Source organism: Mycolicibacterium sediminis, assembly GCF_010731735.1.
Taxonomy (GTDB): Bacteria; Actinomycetota; Actinomycetes; order Mycobacteriales; family Mycobacteriaceae; genus Mycobacterium; species Mycobacterium sediminis.
In genome coordinates, this window is record NZ_AP022588.1 from 1072892 (window position 1) to 1097906 (window position 25015).

At 69.4% G+C, this 25015-nt stretch carries 26 protein-coding genes; 4 read left to right on the forward strand and 22 right to left on the reverse strand.

Annotated features, from left to right (window positions below):
* Position 1 precedes the first annotated feature (1 nt).
* From G6N64_RS05305 to G6N64_RS05355, 11 genes are all read right to left on the reverse strand, one after another.
* Positions 2-652, reverse strand: a complete 651-nt coding sequence (locus G6N64_RS05305) for a nucleoside/nucleotide kinase family protein (RefSeq protein WP_163795935.1) — start codon at positions 650-652, stop codon at positions 2-4.
* Entirely contained in the window at positions 649-1566 is a 918-nt protein-coding gene (locus tag G6N64_RS05310; RefSeq protein WP_163795936.1) for a PfkB family carbohydrate kinase, read from the reverse strand. The genes G6N64_RS05305 and G6N64_RS05310 overlap by 4 nt, the downstream gene beginning before the upstream one ends.
* Entirely contained in the window at positions 1544-2338 is a 795-nt protein-coding gene (locus tag G6N64_RS05315) for an ATP-binding cassette domain-containing protein (RefSeq protein ID WP_163795937.1), read from the reverse strand. The genes G6N64_RS05310 and G6N64_RS05315 overlap by 23 nt, the downstream gene beginning before the upstream one ends.
* Positions 2335-3342, reverse strand: a complete 1008-nt coding sequence (locus G6N64_RS05320; RefSeq protein WP_163795938.1) for an ABC transporter permease — start codon at positions 3340-3342, stop codon at positions 2335-2337. The genes G6N64_RS05315 and G6N64_RS05320 overlap by 4 nt, the downstream gene beginning before the upstream one ends.
* On the reverse strand, positions 3339-4349 hold the full coding sequence (locus G6N64_RS05325; protein ID WP_163795939.1) for a substrate-binding domain-containing protein: 1011 nt from the start codon (positions 4347-4349) through the stop codon (positions 3339-3341). The genes G6N64_RS05320 and G6N64_RS05325 overlap by 4 nt, the downstream gene beginning before the upstream one ends.
* Positions 4350-4646: 297 nt before the next feature.
* Positions 4647-5081: a HEAT repeat domain-containing protein gene (locus G6N64_RS05330; RefSeq protein ID WP_163795940.1), complete on the reverse strand. Its 435-nt coding sequence runs from the start codon at positions 5079-5081 to the stop codon at positions 4647-4649.
* Positions 5082-5108: 27 nt separating this feature from the next.
* A complete protein-coding gene (locus G6N64_RS05335) occupies positions 5109-5507 on the reverse strand; it encodes a hypothetical protein (protein ID WP_163795941.1) in 399 nt (132 codons plus the stop codon).
* Positions 5508-5574: 67 nt separating this feature from the next.
* Positions 5575-5838: a hypothetical protein gene (locus tag G6N64_RS05340; protein ID WP_246230959.1), complete on the reverse strand. Its 264-nt coding sequence runs from the start codon at positions 5836-5838 to the stop codon at positions 5575-5577.
* A 212-nt stretch (positions 5839-6050) separates the two neighbouring features.
* The gene (locus G6N64_RS05345) at positions 6051-7445 is read right to left on the reverse strand and encodes a fatty acid desaturase family protein (RefSeq protein WP_163795943.1); all 1395 of its coding nucleotides are present in this window, start codon (positions 7443-7445) and stop codon (positions 6051-6053) included.
* A 13-nt stretch (positions 7446-7458) separates the two neighbouring features.
* Positions 7459-8556 carry a ferredoxin reductase gene (locus tag G6N64_RS05350; protein WP_163795944.1) on the reverse strand — a complete coding sequence of 366 codons (1098 nt, stop codon included), beginning with the start codon at positions 8554-8556 and terminating at the stop codon, positions 7459-7461.
* 129 nt (positions 8557-8685) lie between these two features.
* Positions 8686-9903 (reverse strand): MFS transporter, encoded by a 1218-nt coding sequence (locus G6N64_RS05355; protein WP_264002178.1) that lies wholly within the window; start codon positions 9901-9903, stop codon positions 8686-8688.
* Positions 9904-9962: 59 nt separating this feature from the next.
* Here G6N64_RS05355 and G6N64_RS05360 point away from each other — a divergent pair, with 59 nt between their 5' ends.
* Positions 9963-10511 carry a TetR/AcrR family transcriptional regulator gene (locus G6N64_RS05360; protein WP_163795946.1) on the forward strand — a complete coding sequence of 183 codons (549 nt, stop codon included), beginning with the start codon at positions 9963-9965 and terminating at the stop codon, positions 10509-10511.
* A gap of 19 nt (positions 10512-10530) precedes the next feature.
* Here the strand turns inward: G6N64_RS05360 and G6N64_RS05365 are convergent, their stop codons facing one another.
* From G6N64_RS05365 to G6N64_RS05380, 4 genes are all read right to left on the reverse strand, one after another.
* On the reverse strand, positions 10531-11334 hold the full coding sequence (locus tag G6N64_RS05365; RefSeq protein ID WP_264002179.1) for a triose-phosphate isomerase: 804 nt from the start codon (positions 11332-11334) through the stop codon (positions 10531-10533).
* A complete protein-coding gene (locus G6N64_RS05370) occupies positions 11327-11785 on the reverse strand; it encodes a ribose-5-phosphate isomerase (protein ID WP_163795947.1) in 459 nt (152 codons plus the stop codon). The genes G6N64_RS05365 and G6N64_RS05370 overlap by 8 nt, the downstream gene beginning before the upstream one ends.
* A gap of 26 nt (positions 11786-11811) precedes the next feature.
* Entirely contained in the window at positions 11812-13527 is a 1716-nt protein-coding gene (lerK, locus tag G6N64_RS05375; RefSeq protein WP_163795948.1) for an L-erythrulose 1-kinase, read from the reverse strand.
* Between the two features lie 117 nt (positions 13528-13644).
* On the reverse strand, positions 13645-14451 hold the full coding sequence (locus G6N64_RS05380; RefSeq protein WP_246230961.1) for a GntR family transcriptional regulator: 807 nt from the start codon (positions 14449-14451) through the stop codon (positions 13645-13647).
* A 119-nt stretch (positions 14452-14570) separates the two neighbouring features.
* On the opposite strand from G6N64_RS05380, the gene G6N64_RS05385 reads away from it, so the two are divergent.
* From G6N64_RS05385 to G6N64_RS05395, 3 genes are read left to right on the forward strand one after another with little or no spacing between them, the layout of a single operon-like run.
* Positions 14571-15491: a sugar phosphate isomerase/epimerase family protein gene (locus tag G6N64_RS05385; RefSeq protein WP_163795949.1), complete on the forward strand. Its 921-nt coding sequence runs from the start codon at positions 14571-14573 to the stop codon at positions 15489-15491.
* Positions 15492-15514: 23 nt separating this feature from the next.
* Positions 15515-16477 carry a 3-hydroxyacyl-CoA dehydrogenase family protein gene (locus G6N64_RS05390; RefSeq protein ID WP_163795950.1) on the forward strand — a complete coding sequence of 321 codons (963 nt, stop codon included), beginning with the start codon at positions 15515-15517 and terminating at the stop codon, positions 16475-16477.
* Between the two features lie 40 nt (positions 16478-16517).
* Positions 16518-17918, forward strand: a complete 1401-nt coding sequence (locus G6N64_RS05395; RefSeq protein ID WP_163795951.1) for a GntP family permease — start codon at positions 16518-16520, stop codon at positions 17916-17918.
* 109 nt (positions 17919-18027) lie between these two features.
* Here G6N64_RS05395 and G6N64_RS05405 read toward each other — a convergent pair whose 3' ends face one another.
* From G6N64_RS05405 to G6N64_RS05435, 7 genes are all read right to left on the reverse strand, one after another.
* Positions 18028-18837 carry a hypothetical protein gene (locus tag G6N64_RS05405; RefSeq protein ID WP_163795952.1) on the reverse strand — a complete coding sequence of 270 codons (810 nt, stop codon included), beginning with the start codon at positions 18835-18837 and terminating at the stop codon, positions 18028-18030.
* A 29-nt stretch (positions 18838-18866) separates the two neighbouring features.
* Positions 18867-20285, reverse strand: coding sequence for an aspartate ammonia-lyase (locus tag G6N64_RS05410; RefSeq protein WP_163795953.1), 1419 nt, complete (start codon positions 20283-20285; stop codon positions 18867-18869).
* Complete coding sequence (locus G6N64_RS05415) at positions 20282-21454, reverse strand: M20 family metallopeptidase (RefSeq protein WP_163795954.1); 1173 nt, start codon at positions 21452-21454, stop codon at positions 20282-20284. Before G6N64_RS05415 ends, G6N64_RS05410 begins: the two co-directional genes overlap by 4 nt.
* Positions 21451-22119 (reverse strand): DUF1028 domain-containing protein, encoded by a 669-nt coding sequence (locus G6N64_RS05420; protein ID WP_163795955.1) that lies wholly within the window; start codon positions 22117-22119, stop codon positions 21451-21453. The genes G6N64_RS05415 and G6N64_RS05420 overlap by 4 nt, the downstream gene beginning before the upstream one ends.
* Positions 22116-22559, reverse strand: a complete 444-nt coding sequence (locus tag G6N64_RS05425) for a RidA family protein (RefSeq protein ID WP_163795956.1) — start codon at positions 22557-22559, stop codon at positions 22116-22118. The genes G6N64_RS05420 and G6N64_RS05425 overlap by 4 nt, the downstream gene beginning before the upstream one ends.
* 30 nt (positions 22560-22589) lie before the next feature.
* Positions 22590-23852 (reverse strand): flavin-containing monooxygenase, encoded by a 1263-nt coding sequence (locus G6N64_RS05430; protein WP_163795957.1) that lies wholly within the window; start codon positions 23850-23852, stop codon positions 22590-22592.
* Between the two features lie 132 nt (positions 23853-23984).
* Positions 23985-24917: a LysR substrate-binding domain-containing protein gene (locus tag G6N64_RS05435; RefSeq protein ID WP_163795958.1), complete on the reverse strand. Its 933-nt coding sequence runs from the start codon at positions 24915-24917 to the stop codon at positions 23985-23987.
* Positions 24918-25015: the final 98 nt, after the last annotated feature.

Genomic DNA, 25015 nt, shown 5'->3' on the forward strand with positions numbered 1-25015 from the left:
GTCACCGGAGACGCACGATGCGGTCGGCGCGACCAGCGGTCGACTCGATCATCTGGGCGTTGCGTTCGTCCGGGCCGAGCGCCCAGGACGCTGCGTCCTCCGGCGACTTCCCATAGGCCTCGTGCCGTCGCAGCAGCCGCGTGTGACGGATGTCGGTGTCCGGCGCCAGGAACCACACCTCGTCGACGTGTGACCGCGCGGCGGGCCAGGCGTCGACGTCCAGGAGGAGGTAGTTGCCTTCGGTGACCACGAGCGGCACCGTGGGCGAGACGGGGATGGACGACCCGATGGACTCCTCGATCTCGCGCCGGAACCGCGGCGCGTAGACGACGGGATCGCCGGCCTGCTGCGCGCGCAACGTCTCGATGAGACGCGCGTACCCGCCGTCGTCGAACGTGTCGTGAGCGCCCTTGCGGTCCCGGCGCCCCAGGTCGATCAGGACCTCGTTGGCGAGGTGGAAGCCATCCATGGGAACGAGCACCGCCGTGTCCGGGCCCAGCGCGGTGACGAGTTGCTCGGCGACGGTGGACTTTCCGGCTCCCGGCGCGCCGGTCAGACCGAGGATCCGACGCTCGCCGGGGACGACGAGCGCCATCGCCCACTCGACCAGTTCCGTCAGTGACGCAACCTGAACGTGCTGCTCGATGCTCACGGTGCTCGCCTCCACGAATCGTTCGGCAGTCCGGACAACCACGCCCGCGGCCCGACGACCGAACACCGGTGTGCGGCCACGCGGGCGGAGCCCTCGATGCGCTCGGCGAGCGCGGTGCCGGTCTGCGTCGAGAAGTAGGCATAGGCACCGTGGAACGCATCGCCTGCGCCGAGGGTGTCGACGGCGACGACGGGTGGAACCGGTAGGGAGCCGGACTGCCCACCCGACCACCACTCGACCGGATCGGGGCCGTGCGTGGTGACGACGGTACGGACGCCGCCGCGGGCCAGCGCCGCGGCGGTGGACCGCGAATCGTCCGCACCGGGTGTGCGGAAGTCGTTGGAGCACACCACGTCGGTCGCGTGGGGGATGACGTCCCCCATCGCCGGCTTCCATCGGCCGGCGTCGACGACGAGTGTGGTGTGCCGCGCTGCGGCCAGCCGGGCGGCGGCGCCGGCGATCTTCGGGTGATGTCCGTCGACGAGGACGACGCCGGCCCCTGCCAGCAGGTCGTCGAGGTCCGCGGGCGGTTCGGCGTCGGAGTTCACGGCGTCCAGCGAGACGACCGATCGATCACCCGTCGCCTCGACGACCGACACCGCGGAGACGGGTACCGCCCTGGTGGTGCCCGTCGCCGCGTCGACGACGCGGACGCCGTACTCGGCGAGGTCGGCGCGGATCAGGTCCGCGACCGGGCCGTCGCCGAGCGCGGTCACGAGCATCGCATCGCCGCCCAGTGCGGCGAAGGTGACGGCGGCATTGGCCGCAGGTCCGCCCGCCGCGACGAACTGCTCCGTGGCCGTGACCTTCTCGTTGACGCCGGGCGGCTCGGCGACGCGATGGATCACGTCGAGAGTGGCCAGCCCCACGAAGACCCCGACCGGAGCCTTCTCAGAGACCGGCGCGTTCCTCATCGGTCGGCTCCTCCGCACCGGTCATGAGCGCCACCACCTCGGACATCGAGCGCGTGGTCGGATCGACGACGCCGGCACGCTGACCGAGTCGGTGGATGTGGATCCGGTCGGCCACCTCGAACACGTGCGGCATGTCGTGGCTGATGAGCACGACGGGGATGCCGCGGTCGCGGATCGACCGGATGAGGTCGATGACCTGACCGGACTCGCGCACGCCCAGGGCGGCGGTCGGCTCGTCCATGATGATGACGCCGCGACCGAACGCCGCCGCCCGCGCCACCGCGACGCCCTGGCGCTGGCCGCCGGACAGCGTCTCGACGGCCTGGTTCACGGACTTGATGCCGATCTTCAGGTCCGCGAGGTGCTGGGAGGCCTCCTCGCGCATCCGCGGCATGTCGAGGCGGCGGAACAGGCTGCCCGACAGTCCCTTCCGTCGTATCTCGCGTCCGAGGTACAGGTTCGACGCGATGTCGAGGGCAGGTACGACCGCGAGGTCCTGATAGACCGTCTCGATGCCGGCCGCCCGGGCGTCGCGGGTGTTCTTGAACGACACCGGGGTGCCGTTCATCAGGATCTCGCCCGAGTCCGGTACCACCGCGCCGGCCAGGGCCTTGATGAGGCTGGTCTTGCCGGCGCCGTTGTCGCCGATGACCGCCAGCACCTCGGCTTCACGGAGTTCGAAGTCGGCTCCGTTGATCGCCGTCACGTTGCCGTACTTCTTGACCAGCCCGCGGGCCTCGAGCACGGGTGCGCCGCTCGTCGGGGTCGTCACTGTGATCTCCTGCGTGCGAACTGATCCACCGCCACCGCGACGATCACGAGGACTCCGGTGGCGATGTTCTGGTAGAGGTTGTCGACGCCGGCCTGGGTGAGGCCGTTGCGCAGCACACCGACGATCAGCGTGCCGACGAGGGTTCCACCGACGCCGCCGCGCCCGCCGAAGAGACTCGTCCCGCCGATGACCACCGCGGTGATCGACTCCAGGTTCGCGTTCTGATAGGCGTTCGGGTCGGCGTTCGGAATGCGACCGAGAGCTGCCCACGCGGCGATGGCGGCGATCACGCCCGTCGTGACGTAGACCGACAGCAGTACCCGCTGCGACTTGATGCCCGACAGGTCGGATGCCTGCGGGTTCCCGCCGACCGCGTACACGTGTCTGCCCCAAGCGGTTTGAGACAGCGCGTACCAGGTTCCCAGATAGACCAGGAGCATCGCGACCACCCCGTACGTGGTCGAGAACGACCCGACGCGGAACGACGTGCCGAGGAAGGTGAGCACCCCCGGCTCGACGCGGTACGTCTCCGACCCCGCGAGCAGACGCGTCGCCGCCTGGATGGCGGTGAACGTCCCCAGCGTGACGATGAACGGCGGCAGCCGCAGCGCCGTGACGAGGCCGCCGTTGATCGCCCCGAACACGACGCACACCAGCAGCGTCGCTCCGAGCGCCATGAACGGACCGTTGGCACCGGCGGTCTGCGCCATCACGATCGTGCCGAACACGGCGACCGCGCCGATGGAGAGATCGATGCCCGACGTCAGGATGATCAGCGTCTGGCCCACCGCGAGGATGCCGACGACCACGGACTGCTGCAGGATCAGCGAGACGTTCTGCGGGTTGAGGAACGAGTTCGAGACCGAGCTGAAGATGACGATGGCGATGACCAGCGCCACCAGCGGACCGAGCAACGGTTCACGCAGGAGGTGCCCCACGTTGAATCGGCTCGATACCGACGGCTTGGCCGTAGATGGGGCCGTCGATGGCGGGTCAGTGGTCATGAACCGGCTGTGCCCCAGCAGTTCTGCTCACCCCAGGCGGTGTCCTTCGACTCGACTCCGGGCACCGGCTTGTCGGTAACGAGCTGCGAGCCGGTGTCGTTGAAGCCGCTGGGCTTGGTGCCGTCCTTGGCGAACTTGACCACGGCCTGCACGCCCTGCTCGGCCATCTTCGCCGGGAACTGCAGCACCGTCGCACCGATCTTCCCGGCCTTCACGTCCGCGATCCCGGTGCAGCTGCCGTCGATCGACCCGATGGTGATCTGCGGGACGCGGTTGGCGGACTGGATCGCCTGGTACGCGCCTGCGGCCGCCGGCTCGTTGATCGTGTAGAGCGCGTTGATGCCCGGCGCGCGCTGCAGGATGTTCTCCATCGCGGTCTGCGCCTTGGTCTGGTCGCCGTTGGTGTTCTCCTGGCCGACGATCTCCGGCGAGGAGTTGGTGATGCCGAAGCCCTCGAGGAACCCGTCGTGACGGAACGTGTCGACCGTGCCGCCGGGGGTGCCGTCCAGCATGACGACCTGGGGTGCCTTGCCGGCGAGCGCGGCCCTGACCCACTTGCCCTGCGCGACGCCCGCGGCCTTGTTGTCGGTGGCGTACGTGGCGTCGACGGCGTCCTCGGGATCGGTCGCGGTGTCGAGGGCGATGACGATCACGCCCGCGTCGCGCGCCTTCTTGATGGCGTCGAGAACGCCGGTGGAGGAGTTCGGGGTGATGAGGATGCCCTTCACGCCCTGGCCGACCATGTTCTCGATGGCCGAGACCTGCCCCTCGTTGTCACCGTCGAACGCGCCGGCCAGGGCGATCAGCTCGGCGCCGTCCTTGTCGGCTTGCGCCTTGGCGGCTTCGCGGATCTTCACGAAGAAGGGGTTCGAGTCGGTCTTCGTGATCAATCCGACCTTGATGCCGTCCGATCCCGAGCCGCCGCAGGCGGTCATGCCGAGGACCAGCGAGCCGGCCACGAGAACCGTCCCGACCACGCGCGTGCTTGCGCTGCGCCTTGCGAACATGTGGACTCCCTTGTCCCGATGCGGCGCCGGGCGCGCCACGTACCTCCGAGGACCCTAGGACGAGCGAAAGCGCTTGCGCATGCGCTTTCGCAAATCGGTCATTTCGCGGTGAGACTGCGCCCAGGGCTGTACCCGGTGACGGATCACGACCCTCGTCGCAGTCTCGTGGGGCGGGCTGGGTGGCCGCTTGAGCCCTATCGGGATCTGCGCCTCGTGGCGGTGAATCGTGGGCACCGGCGCGATTCGACGACCGTGACGCGCATCTTCGCGTAGGGCCGCCGTCGTGGCGCCTACCGGTCAATCGTCCCCAAGCACGCCCAGTGCCCGGACGGCGGCTGTTCGTACACGCGGTACGTCGTCATGGACCAACCGTTCGAGTACCTCGCGCGTACGAGGGAGCGCATACCTGCCGGCGATCTTGCCGACCCATTCCCGCACCCGCCAGTGCTCGTCCTCCCCGGCCTCGATCAGCTGAGGAAGTGCGAGGTCGTCCCACGCCCAGAACAACCCGCGAGCCGCCCACACGCGCAACCAGTACCGGAGATGCGGTGGCAGGCCGCGGTCGATGAGCGCCTGCCCCGGTGGACCGCCGAGAGCGACGATCAAGCCGGGATCTGAGTCGTCGCCATCGAGCATCCGGCAGCAGGCCTCGGCGAACGGGATGCGGCCACGACCTTGGCACTCTCGTTCGACGCTGCGCTGCGGCGTCGTCTGCCAGATGCGACCGGGCACGACGCCATTGTGCGCCGCGCAGTCGTGTCACGTCGCCGACGTGATCGACCCCACCAGGATCAGGATCCCGACGATCAGCGTCCACCCGCCGTAGACGAGCACGACGATCGAGCAGATCGTGCCCACTCGTCGCCATCGCGGACCTCGGTCGGGTAGCGGATGGCGGTGGGTGAGGATCGCCACCAGCACACCGACGACGAGCACCCCGGGGGCGAAGCCCCACCACGACCAACACGTCGCCGGCGCCCAGAACGCGAGCAGGGACGCCGACACGCCGATCACCTCGAGCGGCGACAGCGCCGAGGCGGTGGTCACGGCGAACGCCAGTGTGTAGCCCATGACCCCGAGGCCCGCCGCTGCCGTGACGCAGGCCGCGACGTGACCAGGCGACGGTCGTCCGACGGTCGCTACTCGCTCAGATGACATGTCAGTCCCCCCGCCTCCTCCGCCACTAGATCATGGCATCGGCGTGCGCGCGTGGTTCCGCAGCGGCTCACCCTGGCTCGATGGTCGAGTCGTCCCGCGCGGTCAATGCCGCGACGCCGAGGCCGGCGAACAAGGCTGCACCGCCCCCCGCGACGATCGCGCCCGTGGCGGACAGCGTCTGCGCGCGCCTGCCGCGTACCGCCGCCATCACGTCGAGGACGTCCGTGAGCAGGCCGAGCTGCAGCGCCCGGGTACGCAGGCGCGGCGAGGTCGTCTCGGTGATGGCCACTGCCAGGGTCAACTCACGGGATCCGAACAGCTGAGTGGTCATCGGTTGATCCCGCCCCGTACTCAGGCCCATCAGCCGTCCCGTCCTGCGGGGGGCCAACCATGCTGCGGCGCCAGTGGCGAATCGCAGTGCCGCGAAGATTCGCACGAGAGCGGTGTATTGCGTGGAGGTCATCCGACAAGCCTCAACGAGAGATACGCCTCTGTCTCGCGAACCCCGCGATCACGCCCGGTACTGGCGGGATCACAGCCGGCTCAGTCCCTACCCCGCGGCGGCGGCTGGACCTCCACGCCACCGGACCCGTGCTCCGGGCCGGCGTCGGGGTGCTCGGCGGGAACCCGCTCGCGGAACCGGCTGGCCTCGCTGGTCCCCTCGGGGCCGGGGTTGCGGGCCGGGCTGCGGTAGGGGCCGGGCTTCGGCCGCGGCGTCCCGCCGGGGAAGGCCAGCCGAAAGATGGTGCGGTGCACGGTGAACCACTGCTTGCCGAACCTGCCCGAGTTGTAGGGCAGCTCGTAGCGCTCGCAGATGTCCTTGATCTTCGGCGCGATCTCCGAGTAGCGGCTGCTGGGCATGTCGGGGTACAGGTGGTGCTCCACCTGGTAACCGAGGTTGCCGCTGATCACGTGGAACAGCGGGCTGCCCTCGATGTTCGCCGCGCCGACGAGCTGCCGGACGTACCAGCCGCCGCGGGTCTCGTCCTCGACGTCCGCCTCGCTGAAGGTGTAGGTCTGATCCGGGAAGTGCCCGCAGAAGATGATGGCGTGCGCCCACACGTTGCGGATGACGTTGGCCACCGCGTCGGCGGCCAGGGTGCGCAGGAAGGTCGATTCGACCCCCGGCAGGAAGCGGTCGGCGAAGTTCGCCGCCGCCCCGACCCGACCGCCCGCGGACACCTTTCGCAGCCGACGTCCCAGCCGCGAGCCCGTTGGCTCGTCGAGCCGACCGCGCAGCGCGAGCTGAGCCAGCGCGAACGCGCCTGCGCTGACGGCCGGCCAGCCGAGGTAGTCCTTCTTGATCTGCTGACGTGCCTTGCCGGTGATCCCCTTGAACTCCTTGCGCACCTCCGACCACGGCTTCTCACCGCGCTGAGCGGCGCGAAAGTCGATGTCGTGCACCGCGACACCCCACTCGAAGAGCAGCGTCAGCAGGAAGTTGAAGAGCGGTTGCGCCAGCCAGACCGGGTGCCACGGCTGGTTGGGGTCGATGCGCATGATCTCGTAGCCGAGATCGCGGTCCTTGCCGCGGATGTTGGTGTACGTGTGGTGGACGAAGTTATGCGAGTGCTTCCACGACTTGGCGGTCGACGCCGTGTCCCAGTCCCACACCGAGGAGTGCACGTCGGGGTCGTTCATCCAATCCCATTGGCCGTGCAGGATGTTGTGGCCCAGCTCCATGTTCTCGAGGATCTTGGCCATGCTGAGGCAGGCCGTCCCCAGACCCCAGGCCGTCCTCGACCGCGACGCGAGCAGCAGCACCCGGCCGGCGACGATGATCTGGCGCTGCACCGAGATCACCGTCTTGATGTAGTGCCGATCGCGGTCGCCGAGTTCGGCGAACACCTCGTCGTGGATGGCGTCGAATTCCTTCGCCAGCTTCTCCAGGTCCTGCTCGCTCAGCCGCGCGAGCGGGCTCTCCACGGTGGCTGTCATGGGTTCCCCTCCTTCACAATTCGATCTTCACGTCGCCCTCTGCGGCGTGGATGCAGATACGGACGTCCTGGTCGATCGGCTCGGTGACGTCGCCAGAACGGAGGTCGCGTACCCGGCCGGACTTCAGCGTGCCGACGCAGGTGTGGCAGATGCCGATCCGGCAGCCGAAGGCGAGTTCCAGCCCTGCTTCCTCGCCCGCGTCCAGGATCGGCGTGCCGCCGTCGCACTCCACGGTGGCATCACTGTCGAGGAACTCGACGGAGCCGCCCTCGCCCTCCCCCGCGTCACCGCCGATCTTGGGCTGGAACCGCTCGAAGTGCAGCCGGTCGGGGTCACCGTCGGCCTCCCACCGGTCGATCATCGAGTCGAGCAGATCGCCTGGGCCAGAACAGAACGCCTCCCGGTCGCGCCAGTCCGGGCACACCTCGTCCAGGTCCTCGGCCGACATGCGGCCGCGGTCGGCGGTCAGGCGGAGATCGAGGCGCACGCCCTCGTGGCGGCTCTCGATGTCCTCGAGGTCGGTCAGGAACATGGTCTGCTCCCTGGTGCGCGCGGAGTGGACGATGACGACGTCGTCCAGCGCGTCTCGATGGTCGAGGCTCCGCAGCATGCTGATGATCGGCGTGATGCCGCTGCCGGCACTGATGAACAGCATCTTCTCCGGCAGCGGGTCGGGCAGTGTGAACACGCCCTCGATGTCGCCGAGACGCACCACCTCGCCGGGCTGGATCTCCCCGACCAAGTACGGCGAGACCACGCCGCTGTCCACGCGCTTGGGCGTGACGCTGATCAGGCCGTCCTCGGGCCGAGGATCGGACGTCAGAGAGTACGCCCGCCAATGGAACCGCCCGTCGATCACCAATCCGAGCCGCACGTACTGGCCCGGTTCGTGGCCCTCCCACTCGTAGCTGGGGCGGATCAGGACGCTGACCGCCTCGGACCCCTGGGGCTCGACGCGTTCGACGGTGCCGCGCAGCTCCTTGGTGGTCCACAGCGGGTTGATCATCTCGAGGTAGTCGTCGGGCTGAAGTGGCTTGAACAGCCCGCGCACCGCACGAAGGAACAGTCGACGCCCCCGAGGGACTCGGGGCTCCGCACCGCGTTCCGCCACCCTGCGCCCTCCTCCGGCTCCGACCGCGACGGTTCCATGCCCGCCCTGCGCCAGCGGATTACCGCATCGGTGTTACCTGAAACACACCGGCGCAGACGCACAGGTGACCGACAGCCGACCGGCGCGCCGTCACCCCACGGGGAGCGGACGATGGACCCGGGCGAGCCCCGGCAGCGGACCGAACGCCCGGGCGGCGACCGGGCTCACCGCGGCGAGCAGCGACATCGCGATCGAGACGAGGACGGCGCCGTGCGGCCCGTACGCGTCGGTCGCGACGCCCGCGAGAGCGGTCCCGACGGCACCTCCGACGATCGCGGCGCTGCTGAGCCAGCCGAACGCCTCAGTGGCGACGTGTGGGGCGATCTCGCGGGAGACCATCAGGTGCAGCGCCGACATCGCCGGCGCGAAGCCCAACCCCGAGACCAGCAGCGCCGCGAACTGGAGCGGGAGGCTGTCCAGAGCGCCGTACAGCGCGACGCCCACGGCGACCGCGGCGAGCGACGCGACGACACCGGTGAGCCCAAGCCGGCGGTGCCCGAGCAGCAGTCCGCCGACGAGGGAACCGACGCTCGCCGCGGCGATGGCAGCACCTGCGAGCACGCCGTTGCCGCCGAGCGCCGCGATGATCCCGACCTCCAGTGCCGTGAAGGATGCGACGAGCGCCAGGCTCGCCACCATCGCGAGCACCACCGCCCGGTGCAGCAGGACGCGGCCGAACCTCGTCCGGTTGGGGGTCTTCGCGGCGTGCAGGCGTCGTGAGCCGACCAGGAACCACGACGTGCCCACGAGCGTGACCGCCGCACAGAGGACGAGGGGAGCCGCCGTGGACACGGCCGACGCGAGGACGGTGGCCGCGACGGGGCCGACGACCCAGATCAACTCCTGCGCGGTGGTGTCGAGGGCGAACAGGGTGCGCACCTCGTCGTCGGCCACCATCCGCGGGTACAGCGCACGGACGATCGGCATGAGCGGCGGCATGGATGCGCCGGTGACCAGTCCCAGGCCCATCAGCAGCACCGCGGACGACCCCGCGAAGATCAGCGCCACCGTTCCCGTCGCGTGCACGACGGCTGCGGCCGTCAGCGTCCGCGCGACGCCCACGCGCGCGGCGAGGCGCGCCGTCACCGGCATCGCGACGGCCTCACCCACGCCGACACTCGCGACCACCGTGCCGGCCAGCGCGTAGGAGTTCGACGTGCCCTGCACGTGCAGCAGGATCGCCAGCGACAGGATGCCCAGCGGCAGACGCGCGCAGAGTTGTGACGCCGTCACGTTCAGCACACCGGGTACCCGCAGCAGGTCCCGGTAGGTGCCCATCGTCCTCCTCCACGCGGCGTCGCCCGTCACGACGAGCTAGACCGTCCAGACGGTACACATCGGCTGGCCGAGCTGACTAGGGTGGCCCCGTGACCTCATCGCGCGACCGCATCCTCGACGCGTACGCGGACCTCCTCATCACCGAGGGGGAGCGGCAGGCCACGTTGGATGCGGTGGCGGCCCGTGCGGACGTGTCCAAGGGCGGACTGCTGTACCACTTCCCGTCGAAGGATCGGTTGGCCGCCGGGCTCTGCGAGCGCCTGACGGCCCTGGCCGCCGAGGACGCGCAGGCGATGCGCACCGCGACGGAGGGGCCTGCGCGCTACTACGTCCGCTCGTCGCAGTACGCGGACACACCCCTGGACCGCGCCCTGGTGGCGACCTCGAGGTTGCGCCAGTCCGGGGACGTCCGGGCGCGCGACGCCATCGAGGTCGCATCGGACACGTGGCTGGGGATCCTGCACGAGGCCCTGGGGGACATCGACGTGGCGCGCGCGGTGAAGCTGATGGGTGACGGCCTCTACTACAACGCCCTGAACCGCGCCGCGGGTGGCCACCCGCTGTCGGAGGAGGCCGACGAGGGATTGCTCGACGTCGTCGATCGGATCACGCGGACACACGACGGTCTTCGTCGCTAGCCGATCGGGACCGACCGCGTCAGCGAGACCCGACCCCGCGGGCCTTGGGATGCGCCGCGGTCATCTCGAGGATCCGCAGATAGCCCGGCAGCTGCCACGCCGCCCGTCCGATGAACAACCCGGTGACCTGCTCGATGCCGAGCAGGTCCTCGGCGTTGTCGGGGCCGACCGAACCGCCGTACAGCAAACCGCCTGTCCGAGCGCCGTATTCGCGTCCCAGGTCGGCGAACGGCTCCCGCAGTTCGTCGACCGTCGCGGGGCGTCCCTTGTCGCCGATGGCCCAGATGGGTTCGTAGGCGATGAGGACGCGCGTCACCTGCTCCACGGTGAGCCCGTCGAGCGCACCGGCCGCCTGCTCCAGGATGAACCGCGAGGAGTCACCGGAGCGTTTGACCTCCGCGCTCTCCCCGATGCACAGCAGCGGGACGAGTCCATGGGCCAGCACCGCGGCGACCTTGAGGCGGGTCGTCTCGGTGGTCTCGTTGAAGTGTTCGCGACGCTCGGAGTGCCCGATCTCGACGAGCTGGGCGCCGGCGTCCTTGGCCTGCGGCACCGATACCTCACCGGTCCAGGCGCCCTCGTCCTCCCAGTGCGCGTTCTGCACACCCAGCAGGACCGGCGAATCGGGGCCCAATTCCTCGCGGGTGGCGGCCAGCGCGGTGAACGACGGGATGACGAAGGGACGCACGCGTGCGGTGCCGTGGCGCCGGACGTGGTCGGACAGGCCGCGGGCGAAAGCTCGTGCCTCGGCGATCCCCTTGGTCATCTTCCAGCTGGTGCCGATCCACAACGGGCCCCCACTGGCCTGCCCCTGGTCAGTCACTTTCGTACGCGCAGATGGCGTCTACCTTGGCCGCGGAGGAGGACTGCGGGTCGAACTGCACCCCGAGCCACTCCTTGACCAACACCCGCGCCAGTTCCAGGCCCACGACCCTCTCGCCCATGCACAGCACCTGCGCGTTGTTCGACAGCACGGAGCGCTGGACGGAGTACGAGTCGTGCGCGGTGACCGCGCGTATCCCCTTGACCTTGTTCGCGGCGATGGCCACCCCGAGGCCGGTGCCGCAGATCAGCAGTGCCCGGTCCGCTTCACCCCTGGCGACCTTCTCGGCGGCGGCGACGGCGACGTTCGGGTAGTACGTCTGGTCCTGCGGGTCCTGGACGCCGACGTCCGCCACGACCTCCACTCGCTCGTCGGCTTCGAGGTCCTTCCGCAGGGCCTCCTTGTAGTTGAATCCGGCGTTGTCGCCGCCGACCACGATCCTCAGTGTCATGCCTAGCTCCTTCGGGTGGGTTCTCGTCAGGTGGTCACGTGCTCGCCGAGCGCTGCCATCAGCAGCGAGAACGACAGTGCGCCGGGATCGGGTGTGCCGACGCTCTTCTCACCGAGTACCCGCGATCGGCCCAAACGTGCCGCGATGTCCGCGGTCTCGTCGGCGGCGGCGCGGGCCACGCGGGCTGCGGTCGTGATCGCGGGACCCGCCGTCCCATCAAAGGCCTCGTGCAGCGCGTCGCGGAACGGAACGGCGGCGTCGACCATCGTCTTGTCACCGGGCTGGGCACCACCGAGACGGATGACGGCGTCGATCCCGGCGCTGATCGCGTCCACCACGTGCTGGTCGCCGGCCGGATCGGTGTCGGAGAAGACTCCGCCCGCGCTCGTCAGAGCCGCCCCCCACAGCGCACCCGACGTGCCTCCGGCCGCGTCGGCCCACGCCTGACCCGCCAGCAGCAGGGTGGTCCGCGCGCCCGCGCCCCGATCCACCGCGGCGCGGGCCGCACGCGCTGCGCCACGTGACCCGAACGTCATGCCCTGTCCGTGATCGCCGTCGCCGGCGACCGCGTCGAGGCGTCCGAGTTCGGCCTCGTTCTCGACGCATACGTTCTCGAAGGTGTCGAGCACCGCGACGACGTTGTCCGCGCAGTGTCGCGATTCCTCGCTCGACTGGGGGATCTCCGCCTCGGCCGCGTCCCACGTGCGGGTCCTCGGGGCACGGTCCACCGCAGGCATCGCGCCGCGCCGGTATGCCGGTGTCTCCACCGGCGCCAGCCACAGCCGCTCGAGTTCGTCGTCGAGGAACACCAGGGTCAGCGACAGGCCCGCCATGTCCAGGCTGGTGACGAATTCGCCGACCTCGGGACGAACGGCGGTGAGCCCGTTTGCCTTCAGACGTTCGTCGATGCGCCCGTAGACGACGAAGAGTTCTTCGTACTTGACCGTGCCGAGGCCGTTCAGGACCACGGCGACGCGCCCCTCGTACCCGTTCTCGCCGCGGGGCGGCTCCTCGGTGAGGAGTTCATCGAGCAGCAGATCGGCGATGTCGGCGGCGCTGCCGATGTCGTCGTCCCGGACGCCCGGCTCGCCGTGGATGCCGAGACCGACGCCCATGCGGCCCTTCTCGACGTGGAAGAGTGGCGCCTCCGCGCCGGGCAGGGTGCACCCGTCGAACGCCACACCGAACGAGCGGGTGGCGTCGTTCGCCTTCCATGCCAGGCGCTCGGCCTCGTCGAGGTCTGCGCCGGCCTCTATGGCCGCGCCTGCGATCTTGAACACCGGGAGGTCACCGGCGACGCCGCGGCGGTCCCGATGGTTCTCCGGCCCGTTCGACGCGATGTCGTCGCTGACGGTGACGATGCGGACGTCGATTCCCTCGTGACGCAACTTCTCGGCAGCCAGACCGAAGTGCAGCACGTCCCCGGCGTAGTTGCCGAAACCCAGGATGACGCCACCGCCGTTCTCGGCGTTGCGCACCACCGAGTACACCTCGGAGGCGGACGGCGAGGAGAACACGTTGCCGCACGGCGCACCGTGGCCCATGCCGGGACCGACCCACCCGGCGAAGGCCGGGTAGTGCCCGGACCCTCCGCCGATCACGAGGGCGGGTTGGCCGGGAGGGGTCTCGGTCGAGCGAGCGACGCCGCCGGGCACCCGGACGAGGAGATCGGGATGCGAGGCGACGAGGCCGCGAACCGCCTCGTCGGCGAAGTCGTCCGGGGAGTTGAGGAGGTACGTCATCGTTCCGTCCTAGGGCTGCTCGGTCGTACTCGAATGGTTGCCGCGGTCAGGGACGGCTCGACGGGAGCCGCCATCGACACCTGCATGAACCGTCCGATCCTATAGGATTTCGAGCCGTCATTGGCCGTTTTGGACCGGCGAACCGAGCCGCTCCGAAGCGGCACCCGAGGCGGGTCGGCCGCCTGCGGCCTCCGCGTACTCGGCGAGTGCCCGCTCCTTCACGCCGGCGATGTGCGCGTGCATGATGCGGTACGCCTCGGGGCCGTAACCACGGCGTAGCGAGGCCAGGAGTTCGCGGTGCTCGGCGACCGCAGGCCCGGAGTCCTGCACGCCCACGCCGATGAAGAGGCGGAACCGCTGGCCGTGGCCACCCAGCGCCTCGTACGCCCGGAGCAGGGCGGCATTGCCGGCGTGCTCGGCGATCAGCCGGTGGAACCGTTCGTCCGCGCGGTGGTACTTCCTGATCGCCGCCGCATCGGAGGTGTGCGGCGCCTCCTCCTGCTCCTCGATCGCCTTCTCCAACGCGTCCAGCAGGCGATCGTCCACCTGCGCACATGCGAGTTCTGCCAGGCGGGACTCGATCAGCAGCCGTGCATCCATGACGTCCGCGATCTCCTTGGCATCCGGCATCTCCGGAACCCGGTAGCCACGCATGGCCGTCCGGACGACGTTGCCTGTGGACTCCAGACGCGCGAGTGCCTCGCGCACCGGGGTCGGTGAGACACCCAGGTAGCGGGCCGTGCCGTCGATGCTGACCGGGTCACCGGACTGCAGGGTGCCGTCCAGCAGCAACTCCATCAGGCGCTCGTAGACCTGGTCGACGAGCGTGCTGCGCACCAGCACCGCGTCCTCGTGGGCTTCCATGGCGGCCTTTCCGCATCCGGCGACGACGCCGCCCGACGGACGCGCCGGACCCTCGGCCACACCGCCGCGGCACAGACGCGCTGATCAGGGGCAGAGCTTACCCGGCATTGACACCACTCATGGTGCGGCCTATATCCTATGTGATGTTGATGTGACGTAGACCACGATGGAGGTGCGGCATGCACTCGGCTCACACTTGGCCGATAGCGGCCAACATGCTCGGGTTCGGCAACCGGGCACCTGACGGCGGCCACATCAAGGACGCGCCGTCCACGGTGTGGGCCGGGCAACTGCGCCAGGTACGCGAGTTGGGCTTCGACTTCATCGACCCCACCGATGCCTGGGTCCCCCTGGCCGCCCTGTCCGACGATCGCGTCGAGGAGTTCCGCTCCGTCCTGAGCGGTGAGGGATTGGCGATCTCCTCCATCTCGATGACGCGCAACTCGGTCGTCGACGTCGACAACGGTCCGCAGAACCTCGCCGACGCGCACCGCCTCATCGACCTCGCACCGTCCTTCGGCGCGACCATCGTCAACACCGGCTTCATGCAGGCGATCACTCCCGCACAGAGCGAGCAGATCTGGTTCTGGTTGGTCGACGGCCACGTCGACGACCCGGCGCTGCGTGACCTGGCGGTCGAGCGCATTCGCGAGCTGGGGGACCACGCCCGGACCAACGGGATCGAACTGAGTCTCGAGATGTACGAGGACACCTACATCGGGACCCCCGCCGAGGCGGTCCGCTTCATCCGCGACGTCGATCACGACGCGGTGGGCCTCAACCCCGACCTGGGCAACCTGGTTCGACTACACCGGCCGGTGCCGCACTTCAGCGAGATGTACGCCGAGGTGCTCCCCCACTCGAACTTCTGGCACATCAAGAACTACTCGCGCGACTTCGATCCGGCGACTGGGGCCTACAGTTCCGCTCCGATGCCGTTGAAGTACGGCTACGTCAACTACCGCCAGATGATCCGGCTGGCACTGGATCTGGGCTTCACCGGTCCGTTCTGCTGCGAGCACTACGGCTCCGACTCCCTCGGCGTGTGCGCCGAGAACCGTGAGTACATCCAGCAGGTCCTCACCTCCGCACTCGCCTGACCGTCAACCCGAAGGGCATCGCCATGAAGCAGATCAACACCGTCACCGTCGTCGGCGCCGGCTACATGGGCGGCGGCATCGCGCAGGTCCTCGCCCTCAACGGGTTTCGGGTCCAGATCGCCGACGTCAGCGTCGAGGCCACCCGCGAGGCCCTCACCCGGCTCGAGCGGGAGGCCAGGGAGTTCGAGGACCAGGGCCTGTTCGGCGAGGGCAGCGCGGACACCATCATGGGGAACCTCACCGCCGGCGAGAGCCTCGACGCCGCCGTCTCCGACGTCGACTTCGTGATGGAGGCCGTCTTCGAGGATCCCGACGTCAAGAAGGAAGTCCTGGCACGGATCTGCGCGAGCGCTCGTCCCGACGCGATCATCGGCACCAACACCTCCACCATCCCGGTCAAGGTCCTGGTCGATGCGGTCACGAACCCCGAGCGGTTCCTCACCGTCCACTTCTCCAACCCTGCGCCCTTCATCCCTGGCGTGGAGCTGGTCGCGGGAGAGGCCACCACGCAGGACGTCATCGATTCGGTCAAGGACCTCCTCGTGCGGGCGGGCTGTGAGGGCGCGCAAGTTGCCGACACACCCGGCATGGCGCTGAACCGCCTGCAGTACGCACTTCTGAAGGAGGCGACGCTGATCGTCGAACAGGGTGTGGCCACGAAGGAGGACGTCGACACCATCGTGCGCACCACCTTCGGCTTCCGGCTCGGCTTCTTCGGTCCGTTCGCCATCGCCGATCAAGCCGGACTCGACGTGTACGTCAAGGGATTCCGCACTCTGGAGAACGAGTTCGGTGAGCGCATGGCCACGCCCAAGCTCCTGGTGGACAACGTCGACGCGGGCCGTCACGGCACCAAGAACGGCAAGGGGTGGACGGGCGACTTCGACGACGAGACCAAGGCCGCCGTCATCGCCTACCGGAACAAGGCCTACTCCCGCATGGGCGACCTCTTGCGTGAACTCGGACCCGCACCGAAGGGATCCTGACCGACCGTCTCGAACGCCAGTCAACTCGGAGGGAAATCCCATGGACGACGTAGTCCTAGCTGAGCGGCCCACCGCCGTGCTCATCGCCATCGCACTGGTAGCGATCGCGGTGCTGCTCTTCCTGATCGTCAAGGTCAGGTTGCATGCCTTCTTCTCGCTGATCGTCGTCAGCGTGCTGACAGGCCTCGCGGCGGGGATCGGCATGGGCGACGTCGTCAGCGTGGTCATCGACGGCTTCAGCACCACCGTCGGCACCGTGGCGTTGCTCGTCGGCTTCGGCGCCGTACTTGGCCGTCTCGTCGAGATGACCGGCGGCGCACAGACACTGGCCGACAAGATGCTGGAGCGATTCGGAGAGAAACGGGCGCCGCTCGCACTCGCCGTCGCCTCGCTGTTCTACGCGTTCCCGATCTTCCTGGACGCCGGCTTCATCGTCATGCTGCCCATCATCTACACCGTGGCTCGGCGCCTGGGCGGCTCGTTCATGCTGTACGTGCTGCCGTCGATCGGCGCGTTCCTGATGATGCACGCGCTAACCCCTCCGCATCCTGGCCCCACCGCGGCGGCCACGGTGATGGGCGCCGACATCGGGATGGTCGTCATCGTGGCGCTGCTGGTGGGTCTACCGACGTGGTACCTCGCCGGCTACCGGCTGGGCTTGCTCATCGCCAAGCGCTATCCGAACATGCCGGTACCCAACCTGCTCGGCGAGCCGAAGGACTATCCCGAGGACGAGCGACCGGGCTTCTGGACCATCATGTGCGTCCTGCTGTTGCCGTTGGGTCTGATCTTCTTCAACACGGTGTTCTCGACGCTCGAGGCGGACGGCGCCGTGACCGACGACAACATCGCCTATCAGTTGTCCCGTCTGATCGGCACGACCTCGATGGCCCTGCTCATCACCGTCCTCCTGGCGATGCTGTTGTTCTACGTCGTGCCGCGGCGCCGACGCGGCGAGTCGGTCGGCGGCCTGCTGGAGGACCTGGTCGACGACGCGCTGGCGCCGGTCTGCTCGATCATCCTGATCACCGGCGCGGGCGGCGCCTTCGGCAAGATCCTCACCGAGACCGGGATCGGTCAGACGCTGGCGGACGGTCTGGACGCGATGGGGCTGCCAATCATGCTCTCCGGCTTCCTGATCGCGATCATCTTCCGCGTCGCCCAGGGTTCGGCCACCGTCGCGGCGACGACCGCAGGCTCGATCATGGCCCCCGCCGTGACGTCGATGAACCTCGGCGCGATCGCCCTCGCCGCGGTCGTCGTCGGCATCTGCGCCGGCTCCATCACGTTCTCGCACGTCAACGACTCCGGCTTCTGGCTGATCGGCCGGTTCTGCGGCTTCGACACCGTGACCACGCTGAAGACCTGGACGGTCGTCGCGACGGCCATCGGCTTCATGTCCTTCGCGCTGGCATCGGTGGTCTACGTCGTCGCCAGCTGACGGCGTCGGCCCCGATCAGATCTGGACCTGCCCGCCGTCGACGAGCAGCTCGGCGCCGGTCATGAAGCTGCTCCCGTCGGACGCCAGGAAGGGGACGAGGCTCCGGTGGTCAGCCCGGCGTGGACTCGCCGTCGGTCCGCCGGCGGGCGCGGGCGCGGGCGAGGGCGAGTTCGGTCCCGAGTTCGACGCGCGTATCCGGTTCGTCCACATAGGTCCGCAGGAAGCTCAGGAGTCCGGATGGATTCACGTCGAACCTGCGGCAGTCCACCTCGATCATGGGCGCGGGCGGCAGGCGGTCGATCCGCCACAGCACGGTTGTGTGGCGGCGGTCCCAGTCTGCGTTCGCGTATCCGAACACCATGATGACCGGGTGGCCGTGGAATCCCCGCTCGATTCCGGCGACCGCGGACCAGTCCAGCCGCGACTCGAAGCTCCACCCGCGCTGAGAGATTCCCGACTCCGACAGCGTGATGCCACCACGCTGGAGTCGCCGCATGGCCGCGGCCACACCGAACGACGCGAAGAAGAGGCCCACGGCTCCCAGTAGGGCGGAAAGGCCGCTGACCCCGATCTGGATGGCGGCGCCCACGCCGAGAATTCCGAAGCAGCTCGTCAATGCGACGAGGATCGCGAATGGCGCAGCAGCGCAACGCACCTCGGTGCCCTCGGCAACCGTGCGCACGGCCGACGACAGCTCGCGGCGATCACGGCGGATCACCACCCCGAAGGCCGCCGCGAGCGCCATCGCCGTCGCGAACAGCAGGCAGTAGACCAATGCCGCCGTGTTGCCCCCGGTGGCGAGGAGCCCGCCGACGACGATCGACAGGACGCCGATCCCCAGGACCACCGCGGTCGCCAGGTGATCCTTCAGACCGGCGCGTGGCCCCGGCCAGGCGTCGGCCGAACCGTCGTCGACCACGGCGCTCACGCTACCGACCCGGCGGTGCCTCAGGCGTCGAGGGATGCGTGCCGCGGCCGCGTCAGATTGTCGGGCTGAAGGATGGTCTCGAGTTCTGAGGCGGTCAGCAGCCCGCGGCCGAGGACGAGCGACGCGATGTCGGCCCCGGAGTCCAGCGCGTCGGCTGCGAGCTTCGTCGCCGCGTCGTATCCGATGTACGGATTGAGCGCCGTGACCAGACCGATCGAGTGGTCCACGGTGGCCTGCATGCGGGCCACGTTCGCGGTGATCCCGACGACGCACCGGCTGCGCAGCGTGTCGCACGCCGCGGTCAGGTGCGCCAGGGACTCGAACAGGCTGTGCGCGATGATCGGCTCGAAGGCGTTGAGTTGCAACTGTCCCGCCTCGGCCGCCATGGTGATCGTGATGTCGTTGCCGATGACCTCGAACGCCACCTGGTTCACGACCTCGGGGATCACGGGGTTGACCTTGCCGGGCATGATGCTCGAGCCGGCCTGCACTGGCGGCAGGTTGATCTCACCGAAACCGGCACGCGGCCCCGAGGACAGCAACCGCAGGTCGTTGCAGATCTTCGACAGCTTGACCGCGGTGCGCTTGAGTACCCCCGACAGTTGGACGAAGGAGCCGACGTCCTGGGTCGCCTCGACGAGGTTGGAGGCCGTCACCAGCGGCAGTTCGGTGATGGCACGCAGTTCCTCGCAGGCGGCCTCGGCGTACCCGTGGTGCGCGTTGAGACCGGTGCCGATGGCCGTGCCGCCGAGGTTGATCTCCGCGATCAGCAGCGCCGCCTCACCGAGGCGGTCGGCGTCCTCGCCCACCATGACCGCGTAGCTGCCGAACTCCTGGCCGAGGGTCATCGGCACCGCGTCCTGCAGCTGCGTCCGCCCCATCTTCAGGTGCGCGCCGAACTCGACGGCCTTGGCGGCGAACGCCGCGACCAGTTCGGTCATCGCGGCCTGGAGTCGGTGCACCGCGAACTGGAGCGCCACCTTGAGGGCCGTGGGATACACGTCGTTGGTGCTCTGTCCGAGGTTGACGTGTTCGAGCGGATGCAGGTGCGCGTAGTCACCCCGCCCGCGGCCGAGCAGTTCGAGGGCGCGGTTGGCGATCACCTCGTTGGCGTTCATGTTGGTCGAGGTGCCGGCGCCGCCCTGGATGACGTCCACGACGAACTGGTCGTGCAGACGGCCGGACTTGATCTCCTCGCATGCCGCGACGATGGCGTCGGCACGCTCGGCGTCGAGCAGGCCTAGCCGTCGGTTTGCCCGCGCCGCAGCGAGTTTGACGCAGGCCAGCGCGACGACCAGCTCTGGATACCGCGAGATCGGGATCCCGGTGATCGGGAAGTTCTCCAGGGCACGCGCGGTGTGCACCCCGTAGTAGACGGAGTCGGGGACCTCGCGGTCGCCGAGGAGGTCGTGCTCGAGGCGCATCGCGATCGACGTCATGACGGGCCACCTTCGGGGTCGATCAGACGGCGGCGTGTGCCGGTGTCCGTCGCGGCGTCCAGCAGCGTCAGCGCCAGTGCGGCCGCGCCGTCCACCACCGCGCGGTCGGCGGCCGCGGTGACGGCGGCGGCCGCGAACTCCGGTTGATGGTTCACGGCGGGCAGCGAGTCGATGCCGATGTACGGGTGGATCGCGGCGATCCGCTGTGACACGTTCCCCATGTCGGTCGACGCCCGGTTCATGAGGGAGTCCGCCCCCGTGCTGAACCGGCGGCCCCGCTCCTCGGCACGGCGGACGTAGAGGTCGAGCAGGGCGTCGTCGTTGCGGAACTCCGCGTACGGCTTGCTCTCCGGGGTGATCGTCAACTCGCATCCGGTCGCCCAGGCGCCGGCTTCGAAGCACCGGTTGACCCGCTGCTCCAGCCCGTCCAGCTCCGCCAGGGAACCCGCGCGCACGTACCAGCGCCCCTCGGTGCGCTGCGGGATGGCGTTGGGCGCCTCGCCGCCGCTGGTCATGATCCCGTGCACCCGGACACCGTGCGGAAGCTGTTGCCGCAGCAGGCCGATCGCGACCTGAGCGACGGTGAACGCGTCGGCGGCGTTGACGCCCCTGTCCGGATACGCCGCCGCGTGTGCGGCCTTGCCGTCGTAACGGATGTGGCTGTGCGACACGGCGTACGGCTCGGCGCGGGCCACGTCGACCGGACCGGGGTGCACCATGGCGGCCGCGTGCACCCCACCGAACCCGCCGCGGTCCAGCATCTCGATCTTGCCGCCGCCACCCTCCTCGGCCGGAGTGCCCAGCACCGAGAGGGTGATGCCGAGATCGTCGACGTACGGCGCCAACGCGAGTGCCGCGCCCGTCGAGATGGCGGCGATGACGTTGTGTCCGCAGGCGTGCCCGAGGCCGGGCAGCGCGTCGTACTCGGCGCACACCGCCAGGTGTAGCGGGCCGGATCCGCGGCGCGCGGCGAAGGCCGTCGGCAGTCCCGCGTAGTTCTCCTCGATCGCGAACCCGGCGTCGGCGAGGTCGCCGGCGACCCGGGCGCAGGACCGGACCTCCTCCCACGCGATCTCGGGGTGTGCGTGCAGGTCGTGTGACAGCCGCAGGATCGTGTCGGTGGCGCGGCCGGCGGCATCGCGGACGCCGTCGGCGAGTGTGGTGCTCATAGGTCTCCCGGTACTCCGTAGGAGGGCGCGGCGGTCGGGTCGAGGCCGCGGGTGCGGTAGTCGCCCTTCTGCGGCGCCCACACCGACCACAGTCGCCGGAGTTCGTCGACCGGGTCGTCGTGCCAGTCGACGCGCAGGTCGGTGACGGGCCAGGGGACGTCCTCGGTGACCTGCATGCCCGCCGATCGAATCGGGCCCGCCTCCCCGCCGGCGGCGATCGCCGCGGCCAGGCCGTCGAGCAGCCGCTGTTCCAGGAACGGCGAGTCCGACCCGGTGTATCCGTCGAGCAGCGCGTCGACGACCGCGGCCTCATGGAGCATGTTGCCTGCGGCAGCGCCGTTCTCGGCCGTGCGGTGGTGGTGTGTGCCCAGCGCGTGACGACCGGTGTGGACGGCGGCGCTGCCCGTGCGGTCGACGACGATCAGCTGCCGGTGGTCGGGGTGGCCGTCGGCCGCGGTGGCGGCGTCGAGGGCCGCCCGGGCGTCGGCACCACCCGCGAGCGCGTCGAGGGCGACGACGCCGAGGTGGGGATTGGTCACGTTCTGGCTGGCGACCGCGCCGACGCCGGCGCGCAGGTGCACGCACCGCGAGGCGACGGCCGGACTCGACGACGCGACGATCATCCCGAACGCGGTGCCGTCGCGGACGACCAGGGACATCGTCACAAGGTGGCTCCGCTGAGCACGGCGGTGGCGTCGATCTCGACCAGCCACTCCGGCCGGGCCAGGGCGTCGACGACGAGCCCTGTCGAGACCGGGTAGACGCCCTTGAGCCACCGGCCCATGACGCGGTAGACCGGTTCGCGGTACCGGACGTCGACGAGGTAGACGGTCACCTTGACGATGTCCTTGAGGCTGCTGCCCGCCTCGTCGAGGAGCATGGCGATGTTGCTCATCGCCTTCTCGGCCTGGGCTTCGACGTCTCCGATGCCGACCGACTCCCGCGTGTCGAGGTCCTGTCCGATCTGCCCGCGCAGGTAGACCACTCCCCCGGCGACCACCGCCTGGCAGAGGTCGTTGTCGAGGCTCTGCTCGGGGTAGGTGTCCTTGGTGTTGAACGGACGGATCCGTCGATGCGTGGCCTGTGGCGGCGTGGCGTCGATCATTGGGGCCGAACTCCTTTCGGGCGGGGCGGGTCAGTGGGACGCGAGGGCCGGGGCGTGGTGCGCGAGATAGCTGCGCTGGATGGCGATCTGGTCGGCGATGAACTTCGCGTCGTGCCACACGCCCCAGATGAAGCTGGATCCGCGGCGGGACTGCCACGGCAGCCCGAGGAAGTAGATGCCCGGTTCGGTGGACACTCCCCGCTGATGCCGGGGCTTGCCCGTCTCGTCGAACGCGTCGACCTTCAACCAGCCGTAGTCGAACGAGAAGCCGACGGCCCAGATGACCGACGTGATTCCCGCTGCGGCGAGGTCGAGTTCGCGGATGGGATGGGTCATGCACTCGGGGTCGTGCCCGATGATGCGGGCCTCGGGCTCCTCGGGGAGGTCGAGGCCGTTGCGGGTGACGTAGGCGTCGGCCTCGTCGAGCATCGACAGGTAGTTGGCGTCCCCGTTCTCGACGTTGGTGCGCAGGTCGTCGGCGAAGTGCAGTACGCCGTCGCCGAACGACTCCGCCCGTCCCAGCAGGGTGATGCCGTCGGCTGCGAGGTCGCGGAAGTCGACGGTGTGCCCGCCGTGGGCTCCGCTGACGGCGATGGTGACGTGCTCGGCGCCACGCGGGGGTGCTGCGGCGTCCCACTTGCCGAGAACCCCGAGCCACCAGCAGAAGTCGCGGCCGCGGTAGCTGCGCGGCGGCCGATCGTGCGGGCCGACGGCGAGGTAGGTGCGCCTACCGGACCGACGCAGCTCGTCGGCGATCTGAACCCCGGACGAGCCCGCTCCGACGACGAGGACCGCGCCCTCGGGCAGCTGGTTCGGGTTGCGGTAGCCGCTGGAGTGGATCTGGTGCAGCCCCGCGTCGGTGGGGACGAGGTCGGGGATCACCGGCTTCTGGAACGCGCCCGTCGCCGCGACGACGTACCGCGCGTCGATGACCCCGTCCGAGGTCTCGACGCGGAAGCCGAGGCGTCCGGGGAGCTTCTGCACCGACTGCACCTCGACCCCGGTGCGGATCGGTGCGTCGACCTTCTCGGCGTACGCGACGAGGTAGTCGGCGACCTCCTCCTTGCCGGCGAACCCGTCCGGGTCGACGTCGAAGTCGAGACCGGGGAACCGGTCGTGCCAGGCGGGACCGTTGGCCACCAGCGAGTCCCAGCGCCAGGACCGCCACCGTTCGGCGATGCGGTCACGTTCGACGACGAGGTGCGGCACGCCGTGGGCGCCCAAATGCTCGCTCATCGCGATGCCGGCCTGGCCGGCGCCCACGACGAGCACCTCGGTCTCTTGGATGGACAATTCGACCTCCTGCTGGCGGGTGAACTCTGCTGTCCATGATTCGGCCGCCCCGTGCATCTGTACAGCGCATTAAGTCGATGACTGACATCGGTTGAACCGATCTACGCAGCTCATCGACGCGCTGACGTGTCGTCAGGTCGGCGTTCGACCCAGCGCCCGGTCGCTCGAGCCACCGAACAGGTCACGGCACAGCTCGGCGACGACGCTCGCCCGGCGGGTGGGCCGCGCCGCGGCGGAGGTGAAGAGGACAACGGTGATGCCGGGCGGATCGCCACCGATCGGGACTGCCGCGACGGCGTGGCCGTCGAGCGCCATCGGAACCGCCGCGCGCAGGTTGAGCACCGTGTACGCCAGGCCGCGCCCCACGAGCGCCCGGCACGTCTCGACCGTCGTGGAGCGGAAGCGGATCTCGGGAACGACGCCCGAGGCCTCGAACACGCGCCGGAAGTAGTCGCGGCTGTGCGGCAGGTCGAGCAGCGCCATGGGCTCGTCCGCGAGTTCGGCGAGGTCGAGCTGGTCGCGCTGCGCCAGGCGGTGCGAGCCGGACACCAGCGCGTATGGCGACAGCGTGAACAGGGGCCACCGCTTCAACTTGGTCTCGTCGACCAGGTCGTAGCCGATGCCGAGTTCGAACGTGCCGTTGGCGACGCCCTCGGTCAGGTCGGCGAGGTCGACCTCGGTCGTCTGCAGGTGCAGCCGTGGCAGCTTCTCGGCGGCGGCCGACAGCAGCTCGGGCAGCAGGTAGGGCGCGGCGACGGCGTAACAGCCGACCGACAGCGTGCCGCCCAGCGAGGTGCCCAGCCCCTGGGCCACCGCGCGGAGGTCCGACGCCGACGTGAGCAGCTGACGGCTCGCGACGAGGAGTTCGCGGCCGGCCGGCGTCAAAGTCACGCCGCGGGCGTGATGCCGCACGAACAACTGCACCGACAGGGCGGTCTCCAGGTCGGCCAGTGCCGCCGACATCGCCGACTGCGAGAGATGGACCGAGGCGGCCGCCCTGGTGACGCTGCCGGTCTCGGCCACGGCGACGAAGTACTCCAGCTGTCGGAGTGTGTAGTCGGACATCGCACCACCTCGCATCGTCAAAACCGATCTAAAAGTTCGGAAAGACCGGCTGTACAGGATCGACGATACGGCGCAGTGTTGGGCATCACACGACCGCC

What these genes read in the sequence shown, in the direction of transcription:
- G6N64_RS05310 (WP_163795936.1), bottom strand. Translation starts at nt 1,566, where the DNA reads ATGAGGAACGCGCCGGTCTCTGAGAAGGCTCCGGTCGGGGTCTTCGTG.
- G6N64_RS05320 (WP_163795938.1), bottom strand. Translation starts at nt 3,342, where the DNA reads ATGACCACTGACCCGCCATCGACGGCCCCATCTACGGCCAAGCCGTCG.
- G6N64_RS05325 (WP_163795939.1), bottom strand. Translation starts at nt 4,349, where the DNA reads ATGTTCGCAAGGCGCAGCGCAAGCACGCGCGTGGTCGGGACGGTTCTC.
- G6N64_RS05335 (WP_163795941.1), bottom strand. Translation starts at nt 5,507, where the DNA reads ATGTCATCTGAGCGAGTAGCGACCGTCGGACGACCGTCGCCTGGTCAC.
- G6N64_RS05340 (WP_246230959.1), bottom strand. Translation starts at nt 5,838, where the DNA reads ATGACCACTCAGCTGTTCGGATCCCGTGAGTTGACCCTGGCAGTGGCC.
- G6N64_RS05345 (WP_163795943.1), bottom strand. Translation starts at nt 7,445, where the DNA reads ATGACAGCCACCGTGGAGAGCCCGCTCGCGCGGCTGAGCGAGCAGGAC.
- G6N64_RS05370 (WP_163795947.1), bottom strand. Translation starts at nt 11,785, where the DNA reads ATGACACTGAGGATCGTGGTCGGCGGCGACAACGCCGGATTCAACTAC.
- lerK (WP_163795948.1), bottom strand. Translation starts at nt 13,527, where the DNA reads ATGACGTACCTCCTCAACTCCCCGGACGACTTCGCCGACGAGGCGGTT.
- G6N64_RS05385 (WP_163795949.1), top strand. Translation starts at nt 14,571, where the DNA reads ATGCACTCGGCTCACACTTGGCCGATAGCGGCCAACATGCTCGGGTTC.
- G6N64_RS05390 (WP_163795950.1), top strand. Translation starts at nt 15,515, where the DNA reads ATGAAGCAGATCAACACCGTCACCGTCGTCGGCGCCGGCTACATGGGC.
- G6N64_RS05395 (WP_163795951.1), top strand. Translation starts at nt 16,518, where the DNA reads ATGGACGACGTAGTCCTAGCTGAGCGGCCCACCGCCGTGCTCATCGCC.
- G6N64_RS05410 (WP_163795953.1), bottom strand. Translation starts at nt 20,285, where the DNA reads ATGACGTCGATCGCGATGCGCCTCGAGCACGACCTCCTCGGCGACCGC.
- G6N64_RS05415 (WP_163795954.1), bottom strand. Translation starts at nt 21,454, where the DNA reads ATGAGCACCACACTCGCCGACGGCGTCCGCGATGCCGCCGGCCGCGCC.
- G6N64_RS05425 (WP_163795956.1), bottom strand. Translation starts at nt 22,559, where the DNA reads ATGATCGACGCCACGCCGCCACAGGCCACGCATCGACGGATCCGTCCG.
- G6N64_RS05435 (WP_163795958.1), bottom strand. Translation starts at nt 24,917, where the DNA reads ATGTCCGACTACACACTCCGACAGCTGGAGTACTTCGTCGCCGTGGCC.